Origin of the sequence: Methylomonas koyamae (genome assembly GCF_006483455.1) — a bacterium.
In the GTDB taxonomy this organism is placed as follows: domain Bacteria; phylum Pseudomonadota; class Gammaproteobacteria; order Methylococcales; family Methylomonadaceae; genus Methylomonas; species Methylomonas koyamae_B.
The window spans coordinates 67675-86600 of record NZ_PPPU01000003.1; the positions used below are offsets into that span (position 1 = coordinate 67675).

An 18926-nucleotide genomic window follows, 5' to 3' on the forward strand; every position below is an offset into this window, starting at 1 on the left:
CAAACTAATTATTTTGCTTGGCTCAGGACGTCATTGTTGAAATCTTTGTGCTTAGACAACACTTGAGCTTCGGCAGCAGAACTGGTGTCGCCGCTGTATTTCAAGTGTTTGGTTTCGTCTTGTTTCAACATAACGACGCCAGCAATAGCAATCGCAGTAACAACAGCAACTACGGTAAAGGTATTGTCTTTTTCTTGTTCAGCCATTTTCTAATCCTCATCTTGTTGTTGTAATAATTAGCCCTATACAGGGGCAACTCGAGTTGTATGTCGAATTTAGTATTATTGTTAGTCGACGGGGCATTTTTTACACTTAAATTTGTTTTGTGTCAAAACAATATTTTTTCGTTGCGAAATTTTTTGCTGTATCAGTGCTATAGCGGACTGTTCCGACGGTTTTGATCGGGGGCGTTCACGTGATGCTGGCGTAGGCGCCGGCGATTGGTCGGTTCGAAGTTCGGACGTCGAACTAGCCGGAGAGCCGTCAACACGGCTGTTTCGGTATCTCTTAAACGGAAACGCGTGTTAGCATTCGTAAGATAAGACAGCGAAACCGCATCGGGCTTCGCCTTCACTTTTTATCATGAGGATACAACAATGGTTAAACACGTACATTTGCTGTTCGTAGTCCTGGTTGCGGTCAGCTTTGCCGCAAGGGTGCTGGCGGCGCAACTCAAGCCTGAGTTATTGCAGCGCCCGGTGTTGAAGATCGCGCCGCACGCATTAGCGAGCTTGTTGTTGCTTAGCGGTATTGTTTTGGTGTTTCAAGGTGGCTGGTTGCACGGCAATTTTGGTTGGATTGTGGCCAAGTTGTTGGCATTGCCGATTTTTATCGGCTTGGGCATGCTTGCGATTCGTCGGGAAGGTCAGCAGCGGTGGTTGGCGTTTTTCGGTGCAATTCTGGTGTTCTTGTACATCGGCGGGGTGGCGATCGGTAAAGATGCCTTTTTCATTTTATAAAGTTATTTGATATCAATGGCTTGATAGTCTTTATTTGATGGAGAAAATATGGCTTGACAAGCTAAAAATATTGTTAACTAACGAAAAGGGCTTGTCATACCGGGGCTCTTGAGTTAGTCTCTGAACCTCCTGTCAATTCTTAACGAAAGGAGGGTAGGATGCGAAAAGCGAGATGGATAGCTTTTTTAACGCTATCAACTGGCCTGGCGTCTGTTAGCTCTGTTAGTTATGCGAAAACAGAGAAACACGGTTTGCTTTCCATTGAACAAAGTGGCATTGCGTCGTACTACAGCGACAAATTGCATGGTCAGCGGACAGCGAACGGTGAGGTTTACGATAAAAATGCAATGACTGCGGCTCATGCCTCCTTGCCTTTCGGCTCGGTGGTGCGAGTTGTAAACTTATCCAATAACCGTAGTGTTCAGCTACGTATCAACAGCCGCGCTAGTCGCAGTAACAAGCGATTGTTAGATGTATCTAAGCAAGCGGCAAGAGAGCTCGGTTTTGTAGAGGCCGGCTTGGCCAAAGTGAAACTTGAGGTGGTACGCTTCGGCGACGCCTAAGGCTTGAATCGCCGACTATCCGCCACATGTTGTCGTGCCGGATAGTCGGTCGATTTTTTTTACCGATCAGGGATTTGAAGTTGGAATGGCTTTAAAGCCGATATCGTCCCGGTAATATACGTTTTTCCAATCGATTTGGCGGGTCAAGATATAAGCTTTGCGTTGAGCCTCGGCAATGTTGGCCCCCAAAGCGCAGGCGCATAACACTCTGCCGCCGGCGGTAACGACTTGTCTGTCGTCCATTAACTTGGTTCCAGCATGAAACACTTTTGTATCTTCGGTGCTATCAGTCGGTAAGCCGTTGATAGTATCCCCTTTTGTATAATGGTCCGGATACCCGCCGGCAGCCAATACGACGCCTAAAGCCGCTCGTTGGTCCCACTCGGTATCGATTCTGTCCAGCGTTTTCTGCAATGCTGCCTGGCACAACTCCACAAGATCGCTTTTCAATCGCATCATGATCGGTTGTGTTTCCGGATCGCCAAACCGGCAGTTGTATTCAAGAACTTTTACCGTGCCGTTTTTGCCGATCATCAAGCCCGCGTACAAGAAGCCGGTATATTCATTCCCGTCTGCGCGCATGCCGCGTAATGTAGGCATGATGATGTCATTCATGACCCGCTGATGGATTTCGGGAGTCACCACCGGAGCCGGGGAATAAGCGCCCATGCCGCCGGTATTGGGTCCGAGGTCGCCATTGTCGCGCGCTTTATGGTCTTGCGACGTCGCCATTGCTAGTGCGTGCTCGCCGTCCGCGATGACAATGAAGCTGGCCTCCTCGCCTGCTAAGAACTCCTCGATCACTACCCGATGCCCGGCTTCGCCGAAACTGTTACCGGATAGCATGTCCTGCACGGCCTCGATAGCTTGTTCCTCGGTTTGAGCAACGATGACGCCTTTTCCGGCCGCCAAGCCGTCGGCTTTGACGACGATAGGGGCGCCCTGGCTGCGGATGTAGGCGATGGCCTGTTCGGTGTCGGTAAAGGTTTGGTAGGCTGCAGTCGGTATACCGTGGCGGGCCATAAAATCCTTGCAAAACGATTTCGACCCTTCCAGCTGCGCTGCTTGGGCGGAAGGGCCGAAACAGGCAAGCCCTGCGGCCTGGAATTGGTCGACGATACCGAGTACCAATGGGACCTCTGGGCCGACGATTGTCAAGTCGATGCCGCGAGCCTGGGCGAAATTCAGCAATCCCGGAATGTCGTCGGCTTGAATGTCGACGTTGTCGATACCGGGTTCCAGTGCGGTGCCGGCATTGCCGGGAGCTACGAACACATGGGGGGCTTTGGGAGATTGTTTGGCTTTCCAGGCCAGGGCGTGTTCGCGCCCGCCGCTACCGACGATCAGGATTTTCATAGGACTTACCGGAAATGAGTTGGGAAAACAGGGCCGGAGTCGCCGGCCCAAATTGGTATGAATCAGAGAGCCTGCAGCTTATCAATGCCGAAAATGGCGCATGCCCGTCAATACCATCGCAATATTATGCTCGTCCGCCGCGGCGATTACTTCGGCGTCGCGCATCGAGCCACCGGGGTGTATCACAGCTGTAATCCCGGCCGCCGCCGCAGCGTCAATCCCGTCTCGGAACGGAAAAAACGCGTCGGAAGCCATCACCGAACCGGCGACTTCCAGTCCTTCGTCTGCGGCTTTGATGCCGGCGATCTTGGCGGAATAGACCCGGCTCATTTGGCCGGCGCCTACGCCGATGGTTCGGCCGTGTTTGCCGTAAACGATGGCATTGGATTTGACAAATTTGGCGACTTTCCAGACGAACAACAAGTCGGCCAACTCTTGTTCGGTCGGCGCGCGCTTACTGACGATTTTTAAGTCCGCGGCAGTGATGTTGCCGGTATCTCTGTCTTGAACCAGCAGGCCGCCGCCGACCCGTTTGAAATCGAATTGGCGATCGTCGATTTCACTCCAATATCCGCACTCCAGAACGCGGATATTGGGCTTCTTGGCCAGAGCCGTCCTGGCTTCGGCAGCAATTGCCGGGGCGATAATCACTTCCACGAACTGGCGGCCGATTAGTTCTGCAGCGGCGGATGGGTTCAGTTCGCGATTGAATGCAATAATGCCGCCGAACGCGGAGGTGGGGTCGGTTGCATAGGCTAGGTTATAGGCCTCGAAAATATCTTTACCAATCGCAACGCCACAGGGATTGGCGTGTTTAACAATCACGCAGGCCGGCTGGTCGGAAAAGGCTTTGACGCATTCTAACGCCGCATCGGCGTCGGCAATGTTGTTGTAGGACAGTTCCTTACCTTGTAACTGTCTGGCGGCGGCGATGCTGCCGGCAGAAGGTGTTTTTTCCCGGTAAAAAGCGGCGTTTTGATGTGGGTTTTCACCGTAGCGCATGGTTTGCAAGCGCTGAAATTGCAGGTTGAGCGTATCCGGAAAGCCGCTGTCGATGATTTTTCCTAAATAAACCGAGATCGCCGTGTCGTAGCGTGCAGTATGTTCAAAGCTTTTCAGCGCCAGTTTGAAGCGGCGCTCGTGACTTAAGGTGACGTTACCGGTTTGCAGTTCTTCGAGAATGGTCGAGTAATCGGCCGGGTCAACCACAACTGCGACATCCTCGTGATTCTTGGCCGCGGCGCGGATCATGGTCGGGCCGCCAATATCGATATTTTCAATTGCAGTATTCAGATCGCAATCGGGTTTGGCAACGGTTTGTTCGAACGGATAAAGATTCACGATCACCATGTCGATCGGCTGGATGCCGTTTTCTGTCATAACGGTGTCGTCAATTCCACGTCGGCCCAATATGCCACCGTGTACTTTGGGGTGAAGCGTTTTGACACGGCCGTCCATCATCTCCGGAAAGCCTGTGTAGTCCGAGACTTCCCGGACGGCAATGTTGTGCTCGGCCAACAATTTCGCAGTGCCGCCGGTGGATAGTAATTCGACTCCCAGGCCGTTCAGGCCGCGGCAAAATTCCAAGATGCCGGTTTTGTCGGAGACGCTGACCAACGCACGGGTCACTTTTTTGTTCATGCAAACCTCAAAAAGGGGGAAGAAAATGTTAACTAATGCCGTAATGTTCCAGCTTTTTTCGCAGGGTGCTGCGGCTAAGGCCTAAGATGACCGCGGCTTTGCTTTGGTTGAAATCGCAGTATTTCAGAGTGGTTTCCAACAGCGGTTTCTCGACTTCCGCCAAAACCAGATTGTAGAGGCCGGAGGAGTCGTGACCGTTAAGGTGTTTGAAGTACTCTTCAACGCAATCGCGGACATGGTCTGAAAGGGTGCGGTCGCAGCCGTTATCTTTGGAAGGGGGTGGTGTTACCATCTAGGCCGCTCTTGATGAAATTAAATTAAAAGATGCGTCGACCAGTTTAAGTTGCAGCTTGGTGTCCTGAGCCTGGTTGATCGCCGCTTTTTGAGCGGCCGGCAAAGTGCCGAGACGATCGAAATACCAGCCAATGTGTTTGCGAGCGATTCTAACACCACTGTCTTCGCCGTAGAAACTGTATAAATTCTCCAAGTGTCGGACTATGAGGGTTTTGATTTCGGTCAAACTAGGCGGTATCGCGGATGTACCCTGCAGGCTTGCCGTGATTTCATGGAAAATCCAGGGGCGGCCTTGGGCAGCGCGGCCGATCATTATGGCGTCGGCTCCGGTGTAATCCAGGACTTGTTTGGCTTTCGCCGCGCTATCAATGTCGCCGTTGGCGATGATTGGAATTTTGCTTACTTGTTTTACGCTTTTGATAGTGTCGTATTCGGCATGGCCTTCGAATTTACAGGCTCTGCTGCGGCCGTGTATGGTTAGAGCTTGAATGCCGCTTTGCTCGGCGATTCGGGCAATCCGCAATGCATTGCGATTCTGCGGATCCCAGCCGGTTCGAATTTTCAAAGTGACCGGAATCTCAACTGCGGCGACCACTGCGTCCAGAATTCGGGCCACCAGATCTTCGTCTCTGAGTAGCGCCGAACCGGCGGCGGTCGAGCAGACTTTTTTGGCGGGGCAGCCCATGTTGATATCGATGATTTGCGCACCGCGTTGCTGGTTGAGCCTCGCGGCGGCGGCCATCTGCGCAGGATCGGCGCCTAAAATTTGCACAGAGCGTAAGCCGGCTTCCCCTGCACGGTCGGCTTTTTTTAAGGTCCGGGGATGATTTTGCAGGGTATTGTTCGAAATCAACATCTCCGACACGACCAGACCGGCACCGAACTCGCTGCACAGTTGCCGGAAAGGTTTATCGGTTATGCCCGCCATCGGGGCTAACAGGACATTGTTGGGGAGTTGATAAGGACCGATCTTCATGGAGCGCCGGGCTAGCCGAAAAGGCAGAAAATGATACCCTAAAATCGGTAGGATGGAGAAGCCGGGATTGCCGGGGCGCTAATTGCGTGGGGTTGCCCGAGTCTGCCGCTGGAGGGTAGTCTGGGGAATTCGAATTTTGTTAAGCATGCTCCCGGGCGTTCGCAGCTTCAGATCGACTGGAACGGATTAATCAACGCGTCGCAGGAGGACGCAAATAGATATGGAATATGAGAACAAACAAGTGGTCTGGCATCGGGCATCGATTAACCGGCAGAACAGGGAGGCGCTGAATGGGCATCGGTCGGCAATTTTGTGGTTTACCGGCTTGTCCGGAGCTGGTAAGTCGACGCTGGCGCACGCCGTTGAGGAGCGTTTGTACTTGATGGGGTGTCGTACTTTTGTTTTGGATGGCGATAACGTCCGACAGGGTCTGTGCGCGGACCTTGGATTCAGCGATCAGGATCGTAGGGAAAATATTCGGCGCATCGCCGAAGTTGCCAAATTGATGCTGGAGTCCGGAGTCATAACGTTGACGGCGTTTATATCGCCGTTTCGGGCGGAACGCTTGCAGGCACGTAATTTGGTCGCCGCAGCTGATTTTATCGAAATATATTGCCGATGTGATCTGGCTGTCTGCGAGCGGCGCGACACCAAGGGCTTTTACCAAAAAGCCAGGCTGGGAGAGATTAAATGGTTCACCGGAATATCGTCGCCTTACGAAGTTCCGCAAAATCCGGATTTAATCGTGGAAACCGGCAGAGATGCCTTAGAAGAATGTGTGGACAAGGTGATGGATTTTTTGGCGGCAAAGGGGGTGATCCATCCGTTGCCGGAAGGCGGTGAGCCATGAACATCGATGTGTTTAACGGCGATGCGGATGGTATCTGTAGCCTGATTCAGTTGCGTTTGGCATATCCGCTCGAGTCGAGGCTAGTGACCGGTGTCAAGCGCGACATTGGACTTTTAAACCGAGTTGTGGCTACCCGGGGCGACGACGTGGTGGTGTTGGATGTATCCCTGGACCGGAATCGCGCTCGGATGTTGGAGCTGCTGGCCGAGGGCGTCAGGATTTTTTACATGGATCACCATTATTCCGGAGAAATACCCGGCAATCCGTATTTGACAGCTTGGATCGATACCGACGCTAACGTTTGCACCAGTTTATTGATGGATCGCTATTTGGGCTCGCGTTATACAGCATGGGCGATTGCCGGGGCATTTGGCGACAATTTACGCGGCGCCGCTTGCGAATTGGCCAAGCAGTTGAACATATCGGCGCGGGAATTGCATGATCTGGAGCAGTTGGGGATCTGTGTCAATTACAACGGCTACGGCAACGATATTTCTGATCTGCACATGGCGCCAGATTTGTTATACCAAGAGCTGAAAAACTACTGCTCGCCGCTGACTTTTATTTCTGAAAAGTTCGAATTGTACCGGCAACTATGCGACGGTTATTTTAGCGATTTAAACTTAGCCAATGACGCCGATGTGGAATATGTAACCAGTAAAGTTGCCGTTTATGTGTTGCCTAACGAAAAATGGGCTCGTAGGGTAAGTGGCGTGTGGGCAAATGCTTTGACTAATCAATATCCGGATAGGGCGCATGCTGTGTTGACACTCAATGGTGTGGGGGGGTACCAGGTTAGTTTGCGGGCCCCTTTGGTAAACAAATGGGGAGCAGACCTGGTGTGTGCTCAATTTGGCGGGGGAGGGCGTAAAGCCGCTGCGGGTATCGATAATTTGCCAGAAAATGAATTGAAACGATTTGTCGACGTGATGGTAAATCAATTTCTATGACTTTGTTGTTATATTATGTTTTTTTTATAGTTTACGGCAGTCTGATACCGTTTGATTTTAATGGCTACACTTTTGAGCAAGCTTGCAGAGTATTTGCCAATATACCTTGGCTGGCCTTGGGGATGTATTCCAGGGCTGACTGGATAGCCAATATCTTGCTCTATATCCCGTTCTCTTATTTGCTGGCAAATGCGTTGGCTGGTAAGAGCAGTCCGGCTTCTTATCGACTGTTGGCTGTTGTGATTGCGGTGTTGCTTGGGTTCGTCCTTGCATTAGCTATCGAGTTTTGTCAGGTATTTTTTCCGCCGCGGACGGTGTCGCTAAACGACTTGTTAGCCGAAACCCTCGGCTTGTTTATCGGGTCGGGTTTATGGCTAATTGTCGGTGGTAAAGTCGACGAGTTGTTTAAATCGATTGTGAATAATAGCCGCCAATCGCAGTCGGCATTTATTACGCTCTACACGGTTTTTTACCTGTTCTTGAGTTTTTTTCCGTTCGACTTTGTTACTTCTGCGGATGAGTTTCATAAAAGTATTTCGGCAAAATCCCTAGGATTTTTTTCTGGAATCTTGGATGGCGATGGTGTTGTCTTTGTTTTAAAGGCATGTTTAGAGGTTTTTGCCGCTGTACCGCTCGGTTTCTTTATAGCCAGTAAGTTTTTTTGCCGTAGAATCGGAAATGTTTTTTTATTGGCATTCTCGGTTTCGGCTTTGTTGGAAGTATTGCAGTTATTGCTGATTACCGGCACTTTTCAGGGGGTATCGATAATAGCCAGAGGCGCGGGAGTTTGCTTCGGTGCATACGCAGCAAACGGCAAATTGAATTTGAATCTAAAATCGCTACGAATTGAGTTTTTACGGTTTTTGCCAATTGTCTTTTTTATCTATTTGGTTGTTGTGTTATCGGTGAACGGTTGGTCACTCGCTAGTTTTACCGGCTATCAGAATGGCTTAGCCAAAATAGCTCAAATTAACTGGTTGCCCTTTTACTATCATTATTATGTTACCGAAGCGGTTGCCTTAACCAGCGTTATGTACGTCGTGGTAACTTATCTGCCGCTAGGAGTGGGATACGCATTTATAGAGAAGCGTTTAAACGTAAGTTATGTCGTAGTTGCTGCCGTATTTTTGGCTTTTTTAGTTGAATTTGGGAAGTTGTTTTTTTCAGTTAAACATCCCGATCCTTCTAATTTGCTAATTGCCGGATTTTCTGCCTATTTTGGATTCTACATTGTAAATGTCTTTAAGTATGCTGAATATGGCAATTTTTCCGGATCGGTAAAAAATGGGAATATGAGAAATACTCAGGCTCAAATAGCGTATCAAAGCTTTGGCAGTTTAGACGCTACAGATGGTGCAGAAAATCAAGTCGTTTTATCGACTCCCCGTTCGAATACGGATTATAGTTACGGGCAATCTAATACCTTAGGAAAGTCGATCGCCTTGGCAGTTCTTTTTTTCGTGTTTTGGAAAGCGGGAAGTCTGCCGGCATTTACCTTGCAGATTGTTGCGTTTTTAGTGGCTTACGCAACAGCGGTATGGCTTATGCCTCAAGCGTGGTTAGTTTTATTACCGACGATTGTGCCTTTGATCGATTTGTCGCCTTTCAGTGGTCGTTTCTTCTTCGCGGAAGTCGATTTAATTGTTCTCACGACTTTCGCGGTCAGCCTGCTGAGAAATCGATGGGTATTAAGGGATAGCGATGTGCCCGGAGGATTGTGGGTTTTGACGATCTTACTAGTATCTTCGTTGTTAATAAGTTTGTTGACCGGACTATATCCGTTTGACACGGTCGATGATAATTCGTTTATTAACTACTATAGCCGCTATAACGCCCTACGTGTTTTCAGAGGCTTTTTTTGGGCATTGATTCTTTTTCCTGTTTTGGTTTTTAGTTTAAAGCGTATTAATAAAGCGCGAGAATATTTGTGTTCGGGTATTCTGTTGGGCCTGTTAGTTGTCTGTTTGGTGGCAATTTGGGAAAGATTTTTGTATTCAGGTTTATTTAACTACGATACCGACTTTAGGATTACAGCGAGTTTTGCCAGTATGCATACCGGCGGCGGGCATATTGATGAGTATTTGGTACTAGTGGTTCCGTTCATCGCAACTCAGTTTTTCGGTAAACAGAAAGCGTTTCGATCGGTTTTCGCCTTGGTATTATTGACGTTAAGTGCATATACTATATTGGTTACATTTTCCCGGGGGCCGTATATTGCCTTTATGGTTGAGGCCGTTTTACTGTGTGTATTGTTTTATACTTCGGTAAGAAGCAATGTCCGCTATCGATTGGGTTTTATTTTGGCTGTTGCTGTGGCAATTACCGTTTTATTAGGACTGTCCGTACCTGTTTTGAAGGGGGATTTCATCCAGAAACGTTTTAGTCAAGTCGAACAAGATTACTATATCAGGACATCCCATTGGTTGGACGCTATAAATATGATGGATTCTGGAATTGCGACTAGTCTTTTCGGAATGGGATTAGGTAGTTATCCAAGAACCTACTTTTGGCGAAATTCCGAGAATACTATTCCGGCAACGTATTCTCTCGCCACAGAGGGTGACGGGTATTATTTAAAGCTGGGCGGTGGAGACTCGCTATATGTCGAGCAAAGGGTACCGGTTGCGCCCGATACTGAATACAAACTCAGTTTCGAGGCGCGAAGTGAGTCCTCTAATGCAATGCTAACAATTCCGATTTGCGAGAAAGCGCTTTTATACTCGTTTGATTGTATTTGGGACTCTTTTAACTTAGCAGGTACAGGCAATTGGCAAAAATTCGAAAAAATTGTCAAGGTTACGAGTATTGGTGCTCCGAAAGGAAAATTAACTGGAACTTTGTCGAAGCGCGCGACGAAGTTAGGTCTTTATAACGGCATAAGTCAAACAGTATTGGATGTAAGAAATGTCAGTCTGGTCGATGCGGAAGGAAACGATTTAGTTAAAAATGGCGGTTTTTCGCACGGATTCGATTATTGGTTTTTTTCTACCGATAATCACTTGCCTTGGCACATTAAAAACATCTGGGTCCAGATGTTTTTCGATCTAGGTTGGTTCGGGCTTCTTGTTTTCAGTTGTTTTGTCACTTATATCTTGATTCAAAGTTTTAAAAGTGCAGTTTTGGGTGATAGGTTTAGCTTAGCCGCAACGAGTGGGTTAGTCGGTTTTTTGGTGGTGGGCGTAGTCGATAGTCCTTTTGACGAACCGCGGCTAACTTTTATGTTTTTATTGGTATGTTGGTTTTCGATTCTCAGTAGAGCGAATAATGCGTAACGAGTTCTCTTCTATTCGCTCTTTAAAAATGAGTGAAGGTTTTTTTTGTCGATTAATTAAAAATATTTTTAAGAATTTTGGTGCAAAGGAAATATGGTTTTTATTGTTTATTTCGATTTCTTACAGCCTAGAAGCGTCAACTCAGCACCCTGTGCCGGCTTCAAAACAGACTCATGAAGAAAGCAAAGCTAATAGACAGCAAGAGATTGCGATCGAGACCGAGAATGCTCAACATCCTAATAAAGAAAAACAAAATTCTTTAAGTGGAGCGGAAAGTCAGAATTTAAATACGCTAACTAAAAAAGACGCATCGCAAGTTGAGCCTTACTTGACGTTTGGTGAACTGCTGGCTAGAAATGCCGGAAAACCCTCTGTTTATCCTCGAAGTGTTGATGATATTGGCGATTTGAACGGTTTCGTTAATTTTGAACGCTCCCTTAAAATTTCATACAGTGGAATGCTCGACTCAGTCAGGGACGCGATAGGTGACTCTGCATATAGTAAATTGCTATGGACTTACTACGATATCAAAGAAATTGATAATTTAATTTACACAAAGATGGCTCAATACGATTTTAGTCATAGTGTTTTTTCGGAAGGATTTCGGTCTATAAACGGACTGAATCAACAATTTGGCGCAAGTATCATGGTGAGCAATAGACTTGGGGCGCCGAATGAAAATCCTATGTTCCAGGGGGAGTTTAATAAAACGCCGTCAAACGCTGGGGGTAAAGCGGTGTTGAATATTCCGGAGCAAAGCCTGGAGAACGTGCAAAGCGACGTACTTGAAAACAGTTATTTTGCGTTAATTCTGCGGTTTCTCACAGTAAAAAACCTGATTTACGCGATGCTGGCTACTTTTCTAGGCGGCTTGCTTTTAAGAGTTGTCAGGTTTTTTATCAAGCAGGATTTAAGTTAAATCGTAGGAAAAAGTCACCCAATCTGTTTCCTCAACAAATCCGGAATTTAAGTTCTATTAATTTAATTCGATTTTTACATTGACTTCAAGTCCGACTGGTGCTTGAAGTGGCGACTCTGGGTCGATAAAAACTTGAATAACGTCGATGTCTTTGCGCTCGGTTGCTGTTTTTGCGAACACGGTTTTTTTACCCATAATTTGCTTCACCAAGGACACGCGCGCGGGAATTTCTTTATCGCCTAATCCTCTGCCAAACAAAGTCGCCTTTTGGCCTGCGCGAAGCATTAATGCATAATTCTCGTCCACTTCAGCCCGCACGCGTAACTTGTTTAGGTCGCCCAATAATAATACCGGCTCCGGGCTGCTAGTCGAAAATGTCGACTCGCCGACGCGTAAGATATTTTCCAGCACGGTGCCGTCGATCGGGGCAATCAGTAAGGTTTCGGCGAGACTTTGCTGAGCGGCTTTTAATCGGGCTTCGGCAACTGCCACTTGAGCCATGGCGGCTTGTTTGTCGACGTCGCGGACGTAGTTTGTCAGATAGCGGGTTTCCGATATTAGGCGAAGACTATCTGCTTGCTTAAGCTTGGCACTGGTTTCAGCCAGATCGCGTTCGTCTTCCGAAGCGAATTTGCTATTTTGCAGCCGGTCGATGCGCTCGAGTTTACGGCGTGCATATTCAGCGTCCAGGGCAGATACCTTCTGCGCGCTTTTTTTGGCTTCTATTTCGTAGGGATTGATGCCTGCCATCACTTTTGCCAAATCGGCTTTGGCGGCGGCTAATTGGGCTTCTGCTACGGTCACGGCGATCTGCTCTTCGGCGTTTTTTTGAGTGGCGAGGGTATCGCCGGCCTTGACCCGTTGACCCAGTTCGACTTTATATTCGCCGAGGATTCCAGGGTGTTTGAATGCTACTCGGCGAATTTCGTTGGCAGGTTCAACGTAGCCTATGCCTTGTATCCTTCTCGGTTCTGATCCGGATTGCTCGGCTAAAAGTTGCGGACTGCCAATAGTCACCAGTAGAGCTACAAAAAATGAGGCTGGGCGTCGCATAATTAAAGTCCGGGAGGATGGTCCAAATTAGTTTCAGTATAGAAAGTATTTTCCGTTGCCGCAGTTTGCTTTCGTTCCACTAGAAGTCCGTCTGCAATCGACAGGATTCGATCGAAAAGAGGAAGCATTCTGGTGTCGTGGGTCACAACCACTAGGACTGCGTTTTCGATTCGGGCTTGTTCCAGCAATAGTTCAACTACGGTTTTACCGGTATTCCAGTCAAGTGCGGCTGTAGGTTCGTCAGCCAGTACAATGGATGGTCGGTGCAATAACGCGCGGGCGATGGCTACGCGTTGGCGTTGTCCGCCGCTCAGTTGCGTCGGATATTTGTGCCGAAGAGGTTGAAGTTGCAGCCTATCGAGTAGTTTGTTCACGCGCTGGTCGATATCGGAGGGTTCCATGCCGGCATTGCGGCCGACAACGGATAGGTTATCTCCGATCGTTAAAAACGGTAACAGTTGAGCTTGTTGAAAAATAAACCCGAGTTTTTGTCGGCGAACTTCGGTCAAGCTGCTTTTGTCGGAAAAATTGACGGGGTTATTATCGACCAACAATTGGCCGGCGCTCGGTTCGAGCAGGCATCCCAGTATCGATAGCAATGTTGTTTTGCCTGAGCCGGACGGGCCTATCAATACCGATGCTTCTCCTTGGGTGAATTCGAGATCGACACGCTTCAATACTTGTTCGACAAGATCTCCGCTGCCGTAACTTTTGGTTATGCCCTGGCAAGCTAAAACGTTTTTCATCAGTGAAACACCGATACTGGGTCCAATTTAAAGACTGCACGGATCGAGAACCAGGAGCCGGCTACGCAACATAGTAGTGAAAATAGGGTCAGGCACGCGGAGACCGCCGGCGTGGTTTCCAATGGAATTGGGCTCAGCGCTGTGAGTTTGCAGGCGACTAAGAACAGTAACGAGCCTAATATTATGCCCAGTCCGCCTAGGGTTATGCTTTGCGCGAGTATGATTTGTCTTAATGTTTTTTGGTGGAAGCCTAGAGCAAGTAGGGTTGCGTAATTGCCGATGTGGTCTTGCGTGATTGAAAACAAAGTTTGGCTCATAATGATGACGCCAACCAACAACCCAAGTGCTGCCGTTATGATGACGGTGATGCCTACTCCTGTTTCCAACATCCAATATTTAACCGAGCGAGCCGCAAATTGTTTTGTGGTCAACACCTCAACGTTAGATAGTTCACTCGCGATTCGGTCGCGGATGACGGACGGGTCTTCTCCTGGTGCTATGCGCGCCAGGACGTATGTAATATCGTCTTCTTGATGGGCGGGGACGTAGCCGAGGGCGTTATCGATTGATGTAAACACAAACGGAGCGGCAGTAAAGGTGCGCACTCCTCTGGAGAAACCGCCAACGATTGCCCGCTTTCCTTCCATCTCCGCTTCGTCTCCGATGTTATTCACACCCAGCGCGTTTTTTGACAGCTCGTCTATCAAAACGGTATCGGGCAAGTGCACGGATTCGATATCTCCAGAGGCGATATTCCAGGGGCCGCCGGCGTTGCTGGAATCAAGGCCAATAACTTCAACGGTGATACGTTTACCATCCGGATGTTGCCAGTTTATCCAAATCACTAGCATACCTTCAGCCCACTTAACGCCATCAACGCTACTGACTTGCTGGATTCGATGCCGAGGTATGGTAGTGCCGAAGTCGAAAGTGCGTGTGTTTTCTGCCATTACCCATACATCAGCCCCAGCATGTTCTATTATGGCACTGTTAGTATTTACCCAACCGACCAGCAGGCCGATTTGAGCGGCCGCCAAGAAGAATGCCAGTGCTATGCCGACCACCGTCATCGCAAAGCGTAGGCGTTTGTGAAGTAACATTTGGGTGGAAACTGGGAAAACTACCGAATTCATCGTGGAATTGAATGATTTTTACCGATTTGAGATTGGACTTCTGCCGTCTTTTAGCTGGGTATCGCAGAGGAAGAGGTTAGTAGTTTAGGGTGGCCAGTCTTCGGCTTGAGGTTTAGGTCCAGGGCATCGGTGTTGGGAGGATGACTATAGATACATTCATAATAGTAGCTGGCGCAAACAGCAGGCAAAAAAGCCTGTTGACAGTATAGCAAAATACTTAGTACAACCACCGACCTCTATCTGGAGCAGCCCCATGACCGCATTCAATTTCGAACAGGCGTTTTCCCGCAATATCGGTTGGATCACGCAAGATGAACAGGCAAAACTTCGTGGCAAAAAAATAGCGATTGCGGGTTTGGGCGGCGTCGGAGGCAGTCATTTGCTTACGCTGACCCGCTTAGGTATCGGCAGCTTCCACATAGCGGACTTTGATAAATTTGAACTGGCCAATTTTAATCGTCAGGCAGGGGCGACAATGTCGCATCTAAATCAGCCCAAAGTTGACGTGATGGCAGACATGGCGCGCGATATCAATCCTGAGTTGACCATCGAAAAGTACTCGGACGGTGTTACTGCAAGCAATCTCGCCAATTTTTTTAGTGGGGTGGATTTATATGTTGATTCGCTCGATTTTTTCGCTTTCGAAGCCAGAGAGATGGTGTTTGCTTACTGTGCAGAGCATGGTATTCCTGCAGTCACGGCGGCTCCTTTAGGAATGGGGGTTGCGCTACTGAACTTTATGCCGAGCAAAATGACTTTTGAACAGTATTTTCAACTTAGAGGTAAGTCGCGAACGGAGAAAATTTTGCATTTCTTATTGGGATTGTCGCCCGCTATGTTGCAGAGAGGATATTTGATAGAGAGAGGTGCAGTCGATTTACTAAATAATCGTGGGCCTTCCACTCCAATGGCATGCGAGTTGTGTGCCGGAGTCGTAGCGACTCAAGCTCTGAAAATTTTATTAGATCGAGGTAAGGTTATTGCCGCGCCGACAGGGTTGCATTTCGACGCTTACCGTAACAAGTTGGTTAAGACTTGGCGGCCGGGCGGAAACAACAATCCGATCCAGAAGGTAGGTATTCTGCTGGCTAAGCAGCAGTTTATTAAGATGATTCAGGAATAGGATTTCTTCCTCGTCATTGATTGGCCAAAACTAAAATGGAAAAGACAACAATAGAAAAAATATTGGATGCCGCCATTCGGGCGCCATCGGGAGACAACTCGCAGCCGTGGCGTTTTGATGTTACGGACGATTGCTCGAGCATACTTCTTTATAATCTTCCTGAAAAGGATGACTCTTATTATAATTATCAACAGGTCGCGTCTTATATTGCGCATGGCGCAGTAATAGAAAACATTAGTGTAGCGGCGCGACATTTAGGCTTTTCTATTAACGTCGAGTTGTTTCCAAACTCGAGCAACATTCATCAGGTTGCAGTTATTAATTTTAGGGGTGAAGAAAATTTTCCCGTTCTAGAGCCGCTTTATGAATCCATCTTCAAGCGGTCGACTAACCGATTTAGATATCAATCGGCTAAATCGACTATTTATGACTTAAAGTTATTGGTAGAGTCAGTGAATGCAATTCCAGGTGTTGTTAGTCATTTTGTAACGGAGCCGAATATTATAAATAAATTGGCGAAAGCGTTTATGATAAATGATAGTTTGGTTTTCGAGAGTCAAGCTATACATGGCTTTCTATTTAGACAAATACGCTGGAATCGAGAGCAAAGCATCAATTCCGGAGATGGTATGACATTGGATGTTTTAGGTTTGAGTTGGCCCGAGAAACTATTATTTCCAATGTTGCGCTTTTGGCAGTTTGTGAAATTGGCCAATTATTTCGGATTGTCACGAGTGGTTGGTCTTAAGTGTTGGTACAACTTTCGTAATGTACCCATCGTTGGTATGTTGTGCGTGGAAAGAACTGATAGAGTTGGATTTATTCAAGCAGGCCGAGCCATGCAGCGAGTTTGGCTGGAGGCCACTAGACAGGGATTGGATTTTCAGCCACTTGTCGGCTTGCCTTTGCTTTTTTATCGTGGGAAGGTTGCGGATCTGTCAGCTTTTCCTGAAAAACGTCAGAAGCAGCTTTTTCAGGCTGAGGCAAGACTAAGGGAATTGCTCAACGTAGGTGCCTCTGAAGAATTAGTAATCGGTTTTAGAATCGGTAAAACTTTGCGGGCAGGGGGGGCAACCCTGAGAAAGTCCGTTTCCATTCAATCTTAATTGACTTATTGACGTCTCTGTGTTCGGGAAAGAACCCTGAGCAGTCGCATCTGGTGCGTGGTTATGTGAACCCGACAATGCATAAAGAGTTGCTGTTCGGGGCAAATCTAATTCGAGGGTCGGCCGGTCGTGCCTTAGAACTCGGATTGTGAGCCATGTTTCAGAGCTGAGTTGCTAGTGATTGGTCATTGATCAGATCGGCATTATGGCGGGTGGCGCAAGCCGGTTAATCGAGTTTTATCGTTAAAATTCAAGTTGTCGATTGCAATAGTATCTGTGCAAAACTTGGTATTCTCAGACTTGTCTTAGTTCCCACTCGCGATGGGAGTATATGAATTCTCTTTCTATCTATAAATCCTGCCCAGGAGGGTGTCGTGTTACGAAAAAAAAATAGTGATTATTGTTCTAATGGGTTTGCAGTAGCGTTATTGACATATGGTTTTTCTATTTCTCAGGCGTGGGCTTTGTCTGTTTATCCCGAGCAAAAGAACGACCCCGTTATCGAGCAAGGCTTGGGGTTGGATGGATTAGGCTTTGGTCAAGTGCCGGAGCAGGATTATTACCGTAATACTCCCGGAGTTTTCCTTCCAGATAAGAGTGAACTAGTCAAGCAATTCTACCATAGCGGTTTAAAGCATTTGCAAGAAGGGCGCAAAGAGGAAGGTGTAAAGGATTTAGAAAAGGCCTGGAGACTGGCGCCAAATCAAATACCAACGGCCGTTGTTTTATCCAATATTTATCTTAAGGATAAAAAAGTAGAAAGTTCGCTCGATATTGCTAAAAAGCTTCAGCAAGCCCAGCCGGACGTTCCTCACGGTTTTATTATCGAGGGTTTTTCTTACCAAACTTTGGGGGACGATAAAAAGGCTATAGCCGCTTTTGAAAAAGCTCTGGGTTTAACTAAGGGTGAGCCGTCAGCATCTGCGGCGTTAGCTGAATATGCGTTGCGTGGGAAGGATTCGCAGCGTGCTCGGTCGCTGTATTTGGATGTTTTGAAATATAATCCCGGACATATTCGAACTTTATTTTTGCTCGCGGGGTTGGATAAAAATTCCGGGGATACCAAGGAGGTCGAGGCTTTGGTTGCCGATGCCCTGAGCAAGGCGGCCGATGATCTTCAAACTCATAATCAGTTCGCTCAAATTTACGAAGTTCTTCGAAACTATCCGCAAGGGATTGGCGAGCTTGACAAAGCGCTTAAAATTCAACCGGATGACGGCTATACGCTGTTTGCTAAAGCTCGACTATTGGCTTCCGACCGACAGTTTGATGCGGCGCGAGACATTTTGAGCACGTTGTCGGCTAAGTATCCCAAGTCTGCGAACTCCCGTCAATTAGAGGCGCGTATAGCTTTGGAGCAAAATAAGCCGGATGAAGCCGTGGCTTTGTTTCAAGAGGCATTAAAGCTAAACGACAATACGCCACTCGCAATTGAATTGGCTGTTGCTCTGATGCGGGCTGGTAAGACTGATGCAGCGCTAGAGGTGTTCCGAAGCCGCATCAATAGCGAGCCGACCAATATAAGTTTGCGGGCTCTTTACGCAGAACAATTGCGCAGAAATAAAGCCTTTGATGAGGCCTTGCTGCAATATGAGGAAATTATTAGACAAAATCCCGATAACATTGCCGTGCATAACAATATGGCGTGGATGTTAGGTCAAAAAGGTGATATCGATTCGGGCCTGCGTCACGCTAAGCTCGCCTACGAAAAAGCACCTAAAGATCCTAACATTGCCGACACATACGCTGAGCTATTGTTAAAAAAAGGCGCATTTGTCCAAGCAGAACCGATTTTGCTTAAAGCTTACGAAGCATTACCGAACAGCAATAGCGTTCGTTTGCATCTGTCGGAAGCTTACTTACGGTTGAACAAGCGCGATCAAGCCAAAAAACTCCTGACCGAATTGCTGGCTCAAAAAGGTGATTTTGACGAACGCCCGCAAGCTGAAGCGTTATTGAAGACGCTCGCGGCAAATTGATTCTAG

Annotated in this window: 17 protein-coding genes; 9 read left to right on the forward strand and 8 right to left on the reverse strand. The window is 47.8% G+C overall.

What is annotated here, in order from left to right:
• Window positions 1-8: 8 nt before the first annotated feature.
• Complete coding sequence (locus tag C2U68_RS00865; RefSeq protein ID WP_140910617.1) at window positions 9-206, reverse strand: hypothetical protein; 198 nt, start codon at window positions 204-206, stop codon at window positions 9-11.
• A 390-nt stretch (window positions 207-596) separates the two neighbouring features.
• Here C2U68_RS00865 and C2U68_RS00870 point away from each other — a divergent pair, with 390 nt between their 5' ends.
• Both C2U68_RS00870 and C2U68_RS00875 read left to right on the forward strand, forming a co-directional pair.
• Window positions 597-959 carry a SirB2 family protein gene (locus tag C2U68_RS00870; RefSeq protein ID WP_140910618.1) on the forward strand — a complete coding sequence of 121 codons (363 nt, stop codon included), beginning with the start codon at window positions 597-599 and terminating at the stop codon, window positions 957-959.
• 158 nt (window positions 960-1117) lie between these two features.
• Complete coding sequence (locus tag C2U68_RS00875; protein WP_140910619.1) at window positions 1118-1522, forward strand: septal ring lytic transglycosylase RlpA family protein; 405 nt, start codon at window positions 1118-1120, stop codon at window positions 1520-1522.
• Between the two features lie 66 nt (window positions 1523-1588).
• On the opposite strand, the gene purD is transcribed toward C2U68_RS00875, so the two are convergent.
• From purD to dusB, 4 genes are all read right to left on the reverse strand, one after another.
• On the reverse strand, window positions 1589-2878 hold the full coding sequence (gene purD, locus C2U68_RS00880) for a phosphoribosylamine--glycine ligase (protein WP_140910620.1): 1290 nt from the start codon (window positions 2876-2878) through the stop codon (window positions 1589-1591).
• Window positions 2879-2959: 81 nt separating this feature from the next.
• Window positions 2960-4519: a bifunctional phosphoribosylaminoimidazolecarboxamide formyltransferase/IMP cyclohydrolase gene (gene purH / locus C2U68_RS00885; RefSeq protein ID WP_140910621.1), complete on the reverse strand. Its 1560-nt coding sequence runs from the start codon at window positions 4517-4519 to the stop codon at window positions 2960-2962.
• Between the two features lie 28 nt (window positions 4520-4547).
• A complete protein-coding gene (locus C2U68_RS00890) occupies window positions 4548-4811 on the reverse strand; it encodes a helix-turn-helix domain-containing protein (protein WP_140910622.1) in 264 nt (87 codons plus the stop codon).
• Entirely contained in the window at window positions 4812-5789 is a 978-nt protein-coding gene (gene dusB, locus C2U68_RS00895; RefSeq protein ID WP_140910623.1) for a tRNA dihydrouridine synthase DusB, read from the reverse strand. It abuts the gene before it with no gap.
• 220 nt (window positions 5790-6009) lie between these two features.
• Between dusB and cysC the strand changes: the two genes are divergently transcribed.
• The 4 genes from cysC to C2U68_RS00915 are packed head-to-tail and all read left to right on the forward strand — an operon-like array spanning window position 6010 to window position 11780.
• Window positions 6010-6639: an adenylyl-sulfate kinase gene (gene cysC / locus C2U68_RS00900; protein WP_140910624.1), complete on the forward strand. Its 630-nt coding sequence runs from the start codon at window positions 6010-6012 to the stop codon at window positions 6637-6639.
• Window positions 6636-7589 carry a DHH family phosphoesterase gene (locus C2U68_RS00905; RefSeq protein ID WP_140910625.1) on the forward strand — a complete coding sequence of 318 codons (954 nt, stop codon included), beginning with the start codon at window positions 6636-6638 and terminating at the stop codon, window positions 7587-7589. The genes cysC and C2U68_RS00905 overlap by 4 nt, the downstream gene beginning before the upstream one ends.
• Window positions 7586-10861, forward strand: coding sequence for a VanZ family protein (locus C2U68_RS00910; RefSeq protein WP_140910626.1), 3276 nt, complete (start codon window positions 7586-7588; stop codon window positions 10859-10861). Before C2U68_RS00905 ends, C2U68_RS00910 begins: the two co-directional genes overlap by 4 nt.
• A complete protein-coding gene (locus tag C2U68_RS00915) occupies window positions 10854-11780 on the forward strand; it encodes a hypothetical protein (RefSeq protein WP_140910627.1) in 927 nt (308 codons plus the stop codon). The genes C2U68_RS00910 and C2U68_RS00915 overlap by 8 nt, the downstream gene beginning before the upstream one ends.
• 57 nt (window positions 11781-11837) lie before the next feature.
• Here the strand turns inward: C2U68_RS00915 and C2U68_RS00920 are convergent, their stop codons facing one another.
• From C2U68_RS00920 to C2U68_RS00930, 3 genes are read right to left on the reverse strand one after another with little or no spacing between them, the layout of a single operon-like run.
• Window positions 11838-12833 carry an HlyD family secretion protein gene (locus C2U68_RS00920; RefSeq protein ID WP_140910628.1) on the reverse strand — a complete coding sequence of 332 codons (996 nt, stop codon included), beginning with the start codon at window positions 12831-12833 and terminating at the stop codon, window positions 11838-11840.
• Between the two features lie 2 nt (window positions 12834-12835).
• On the reverse strand, window positions 12836-13579 hold the full coding sequence (locus C2U68_RS00925) for an ABC transporter ATP-binding protein (RefSeq protein WP_140910629.1): 744 nt from the start codon (window positions 13577-13579) through the stop codon (window positions 12836-12838).
• On the reverse strand, window positions 13579-14679 hold the full coding sequence (locus tag C2U68_RS00930) for an ABC transporter permease (RefSeq protein ID WP_186289459.1): 1101 nt from the start codon (window positions 14677-14679) through the stop codon (window positions 13579-13581). The genes C2U68_RS00925 and C2U68_RS00930 overlap by 1 nt, the downstream gene beginning before the upstream one ends.
• A gap of 286 nt (window positions 14680-14965) precedes the next feature.
• On the opposite strand from C2U68_RS00930, the gene C2U68_RS00935 reads away from it, so the two are divergent.
• The 3 genes from C2U68_RS00935 (at window position 14966) to C2U68_RS00945 (ending at window position 18920) form a co-directional block, all read left to right on the forward strand.
• On the forward strand, window positions 14966-15835 hold the full coding sequence (locus C2U68_RS00935; protein WP_140910631.1) for a ThiF family adenylyltransferase: 870 nt from the start codon (window positions 14966-14968) through the stop codon (window positions 15833-15835).
• Between the two features lie 35 nt (window positions 15836-15870).
• Window positions 15871-16941 carry a nitroreductase family protein gene (locus tag C2U68_RS00940; RefSeq protein WP_140910632.1) on the forward strand — a complete coding sequence of 357 codons (1071 nt, stop codon included), beginning with the start codon at window positions 15871-15873 and terminating at the stop codon, window positions 16939-16941.
• A 374-nt stretch (window positions 16942-17315) separates the two neighbouring features.
• Window positions 17316-18920: a tetratricopeptide repeat protein gene (locus tag C2U68_RS00945; protein ID WP_140910633.1), complete on the forward strand. Its 1605-nt coding sequence runs from the start codon at window positions 17316-17318 to the stop codon at window positions 18918-18920.
• Window positions 18921-18926: the final 6 nt, after the last annotated feature.

What these genes read in the sequence shown, in the direction of transcription:
- C2U68_RS00865 (WP_140910617.1), bottom strand. Translation starts at nt 206, where the DNA reads ATGGCTGAACAAGAAAAAGACAATACCTTTACCGTAGTTGCTGTTGTT.
- C2U68_RS00870 (WP_140910618.1), top strand. Translation starts at nt 597, where the DNA reads ATGGTTAAACACGTACATTTGCTGTTCGTAGTCCTGGTTGCGGTCAGC.
- C2U68_RS00875 (WP_140910619.1), top strand. Translation starts at nt 1,118, where the DNA reads ATGCGAAAAGCGAGATGGATAGCTTTTTTAACGCTATCAACTGGCCTG.
- purD (WP_140910620.1), bottom strand. Translation starts at nt 2,878, where the DNA reads ATGAAAATCCTGATCGTCGGTAGCGGCGGGCGCGAACACGCCCTGGCC.
- purH (WP_140910621.1), bottom strand. Translation starts at nt 4,519, where the DNA reads ATGAACAAAAAAGTGACCCGTGCGTTGGTCAGCGTCTCCGACAAAACC.
- C2U68_RS00890 (WP_140910622.1), bottom strand. Translation starts at nt 4,811, where the DNA reads ATGGTAACACCACCCCCTTCCAAAGATAACGGCTGCGACCGCACCCTT.
- dusB (WP_140910623.1), bottom strand. Translation starts at nt 5,789, where the DNA reads ATGAAGATCGGTCCTTATCAACTCCCCAACAATGTCCTGTTAGCCCCG.
- cysC (WP_140910624.1), top strand. Translation starts at nt 6,010, where the DNA reads ATGGAATATGAGAACAAACAAGTGGTCTGGCATCGGGCATCGATTAAC.
- C2U68_RS00905 (WP_140910625.1), top strand. Translation starts at nt 6,636, where the DNA reads ATGAACATCGATGTGTTTAACGGCGATGCGGATGGTATCTGTAGCCTG.
- C2U68_RS00910 (WP_140910626.1), top strand. Translation starts at nt 7,586, where the DNA reads ATGACTTTGTTGTTATATTATGTTTTTTTTATAGTTTACGGCAGTCTG.
- C2U68_RS00915 (WP_140910627.1), top strand. Translation starts at nt 10,854, where the DNA reads ATGCGTAACGAGTTCTCTTCTATTCGCTCTTTAAAAATGAGTGAAGGT.
- C2U68_RS00920 (WP_140910628.1), bottom strand. Translation starts at nt 12,833, where the DNA reads ATGCGACGCCCAGCCTCATTTTTTGTAGCTCTACTGGTGACTATTGGC.
- C2U68_RS00925 (WP_140910629.1), bottom strand. Translation starts at nt 13,579, where the DNA reads ATGAAAAACGTTTTAGCTTGCCAGGGCATAACCAAAAGTTACGGCAGC.
- C2U68_RS00930 (WP_186289459.1), bottom strand. Translation starts at nt 14,679, where the DNA reads ATGTTACTTCACAAACGCCTACGCTTTGCGATGACGGTGGTCGGCATA.
- C2U68_RS00935 (WP_140910631.1), top strand. Translation starts at nt 14,966, where the DNA reads ATGACCGCATTCAATTTCGAACAGGCGTTTTCCCGCAATATCGGTTGG.
- C2U68_RS00940 (WP_140910632.1), top strand. Translation starts at nt 15,871, where the DNA reads ATGGAAAAGACAACAATAGAAAAAATATTGGATGCCGCCATTCGGGCG.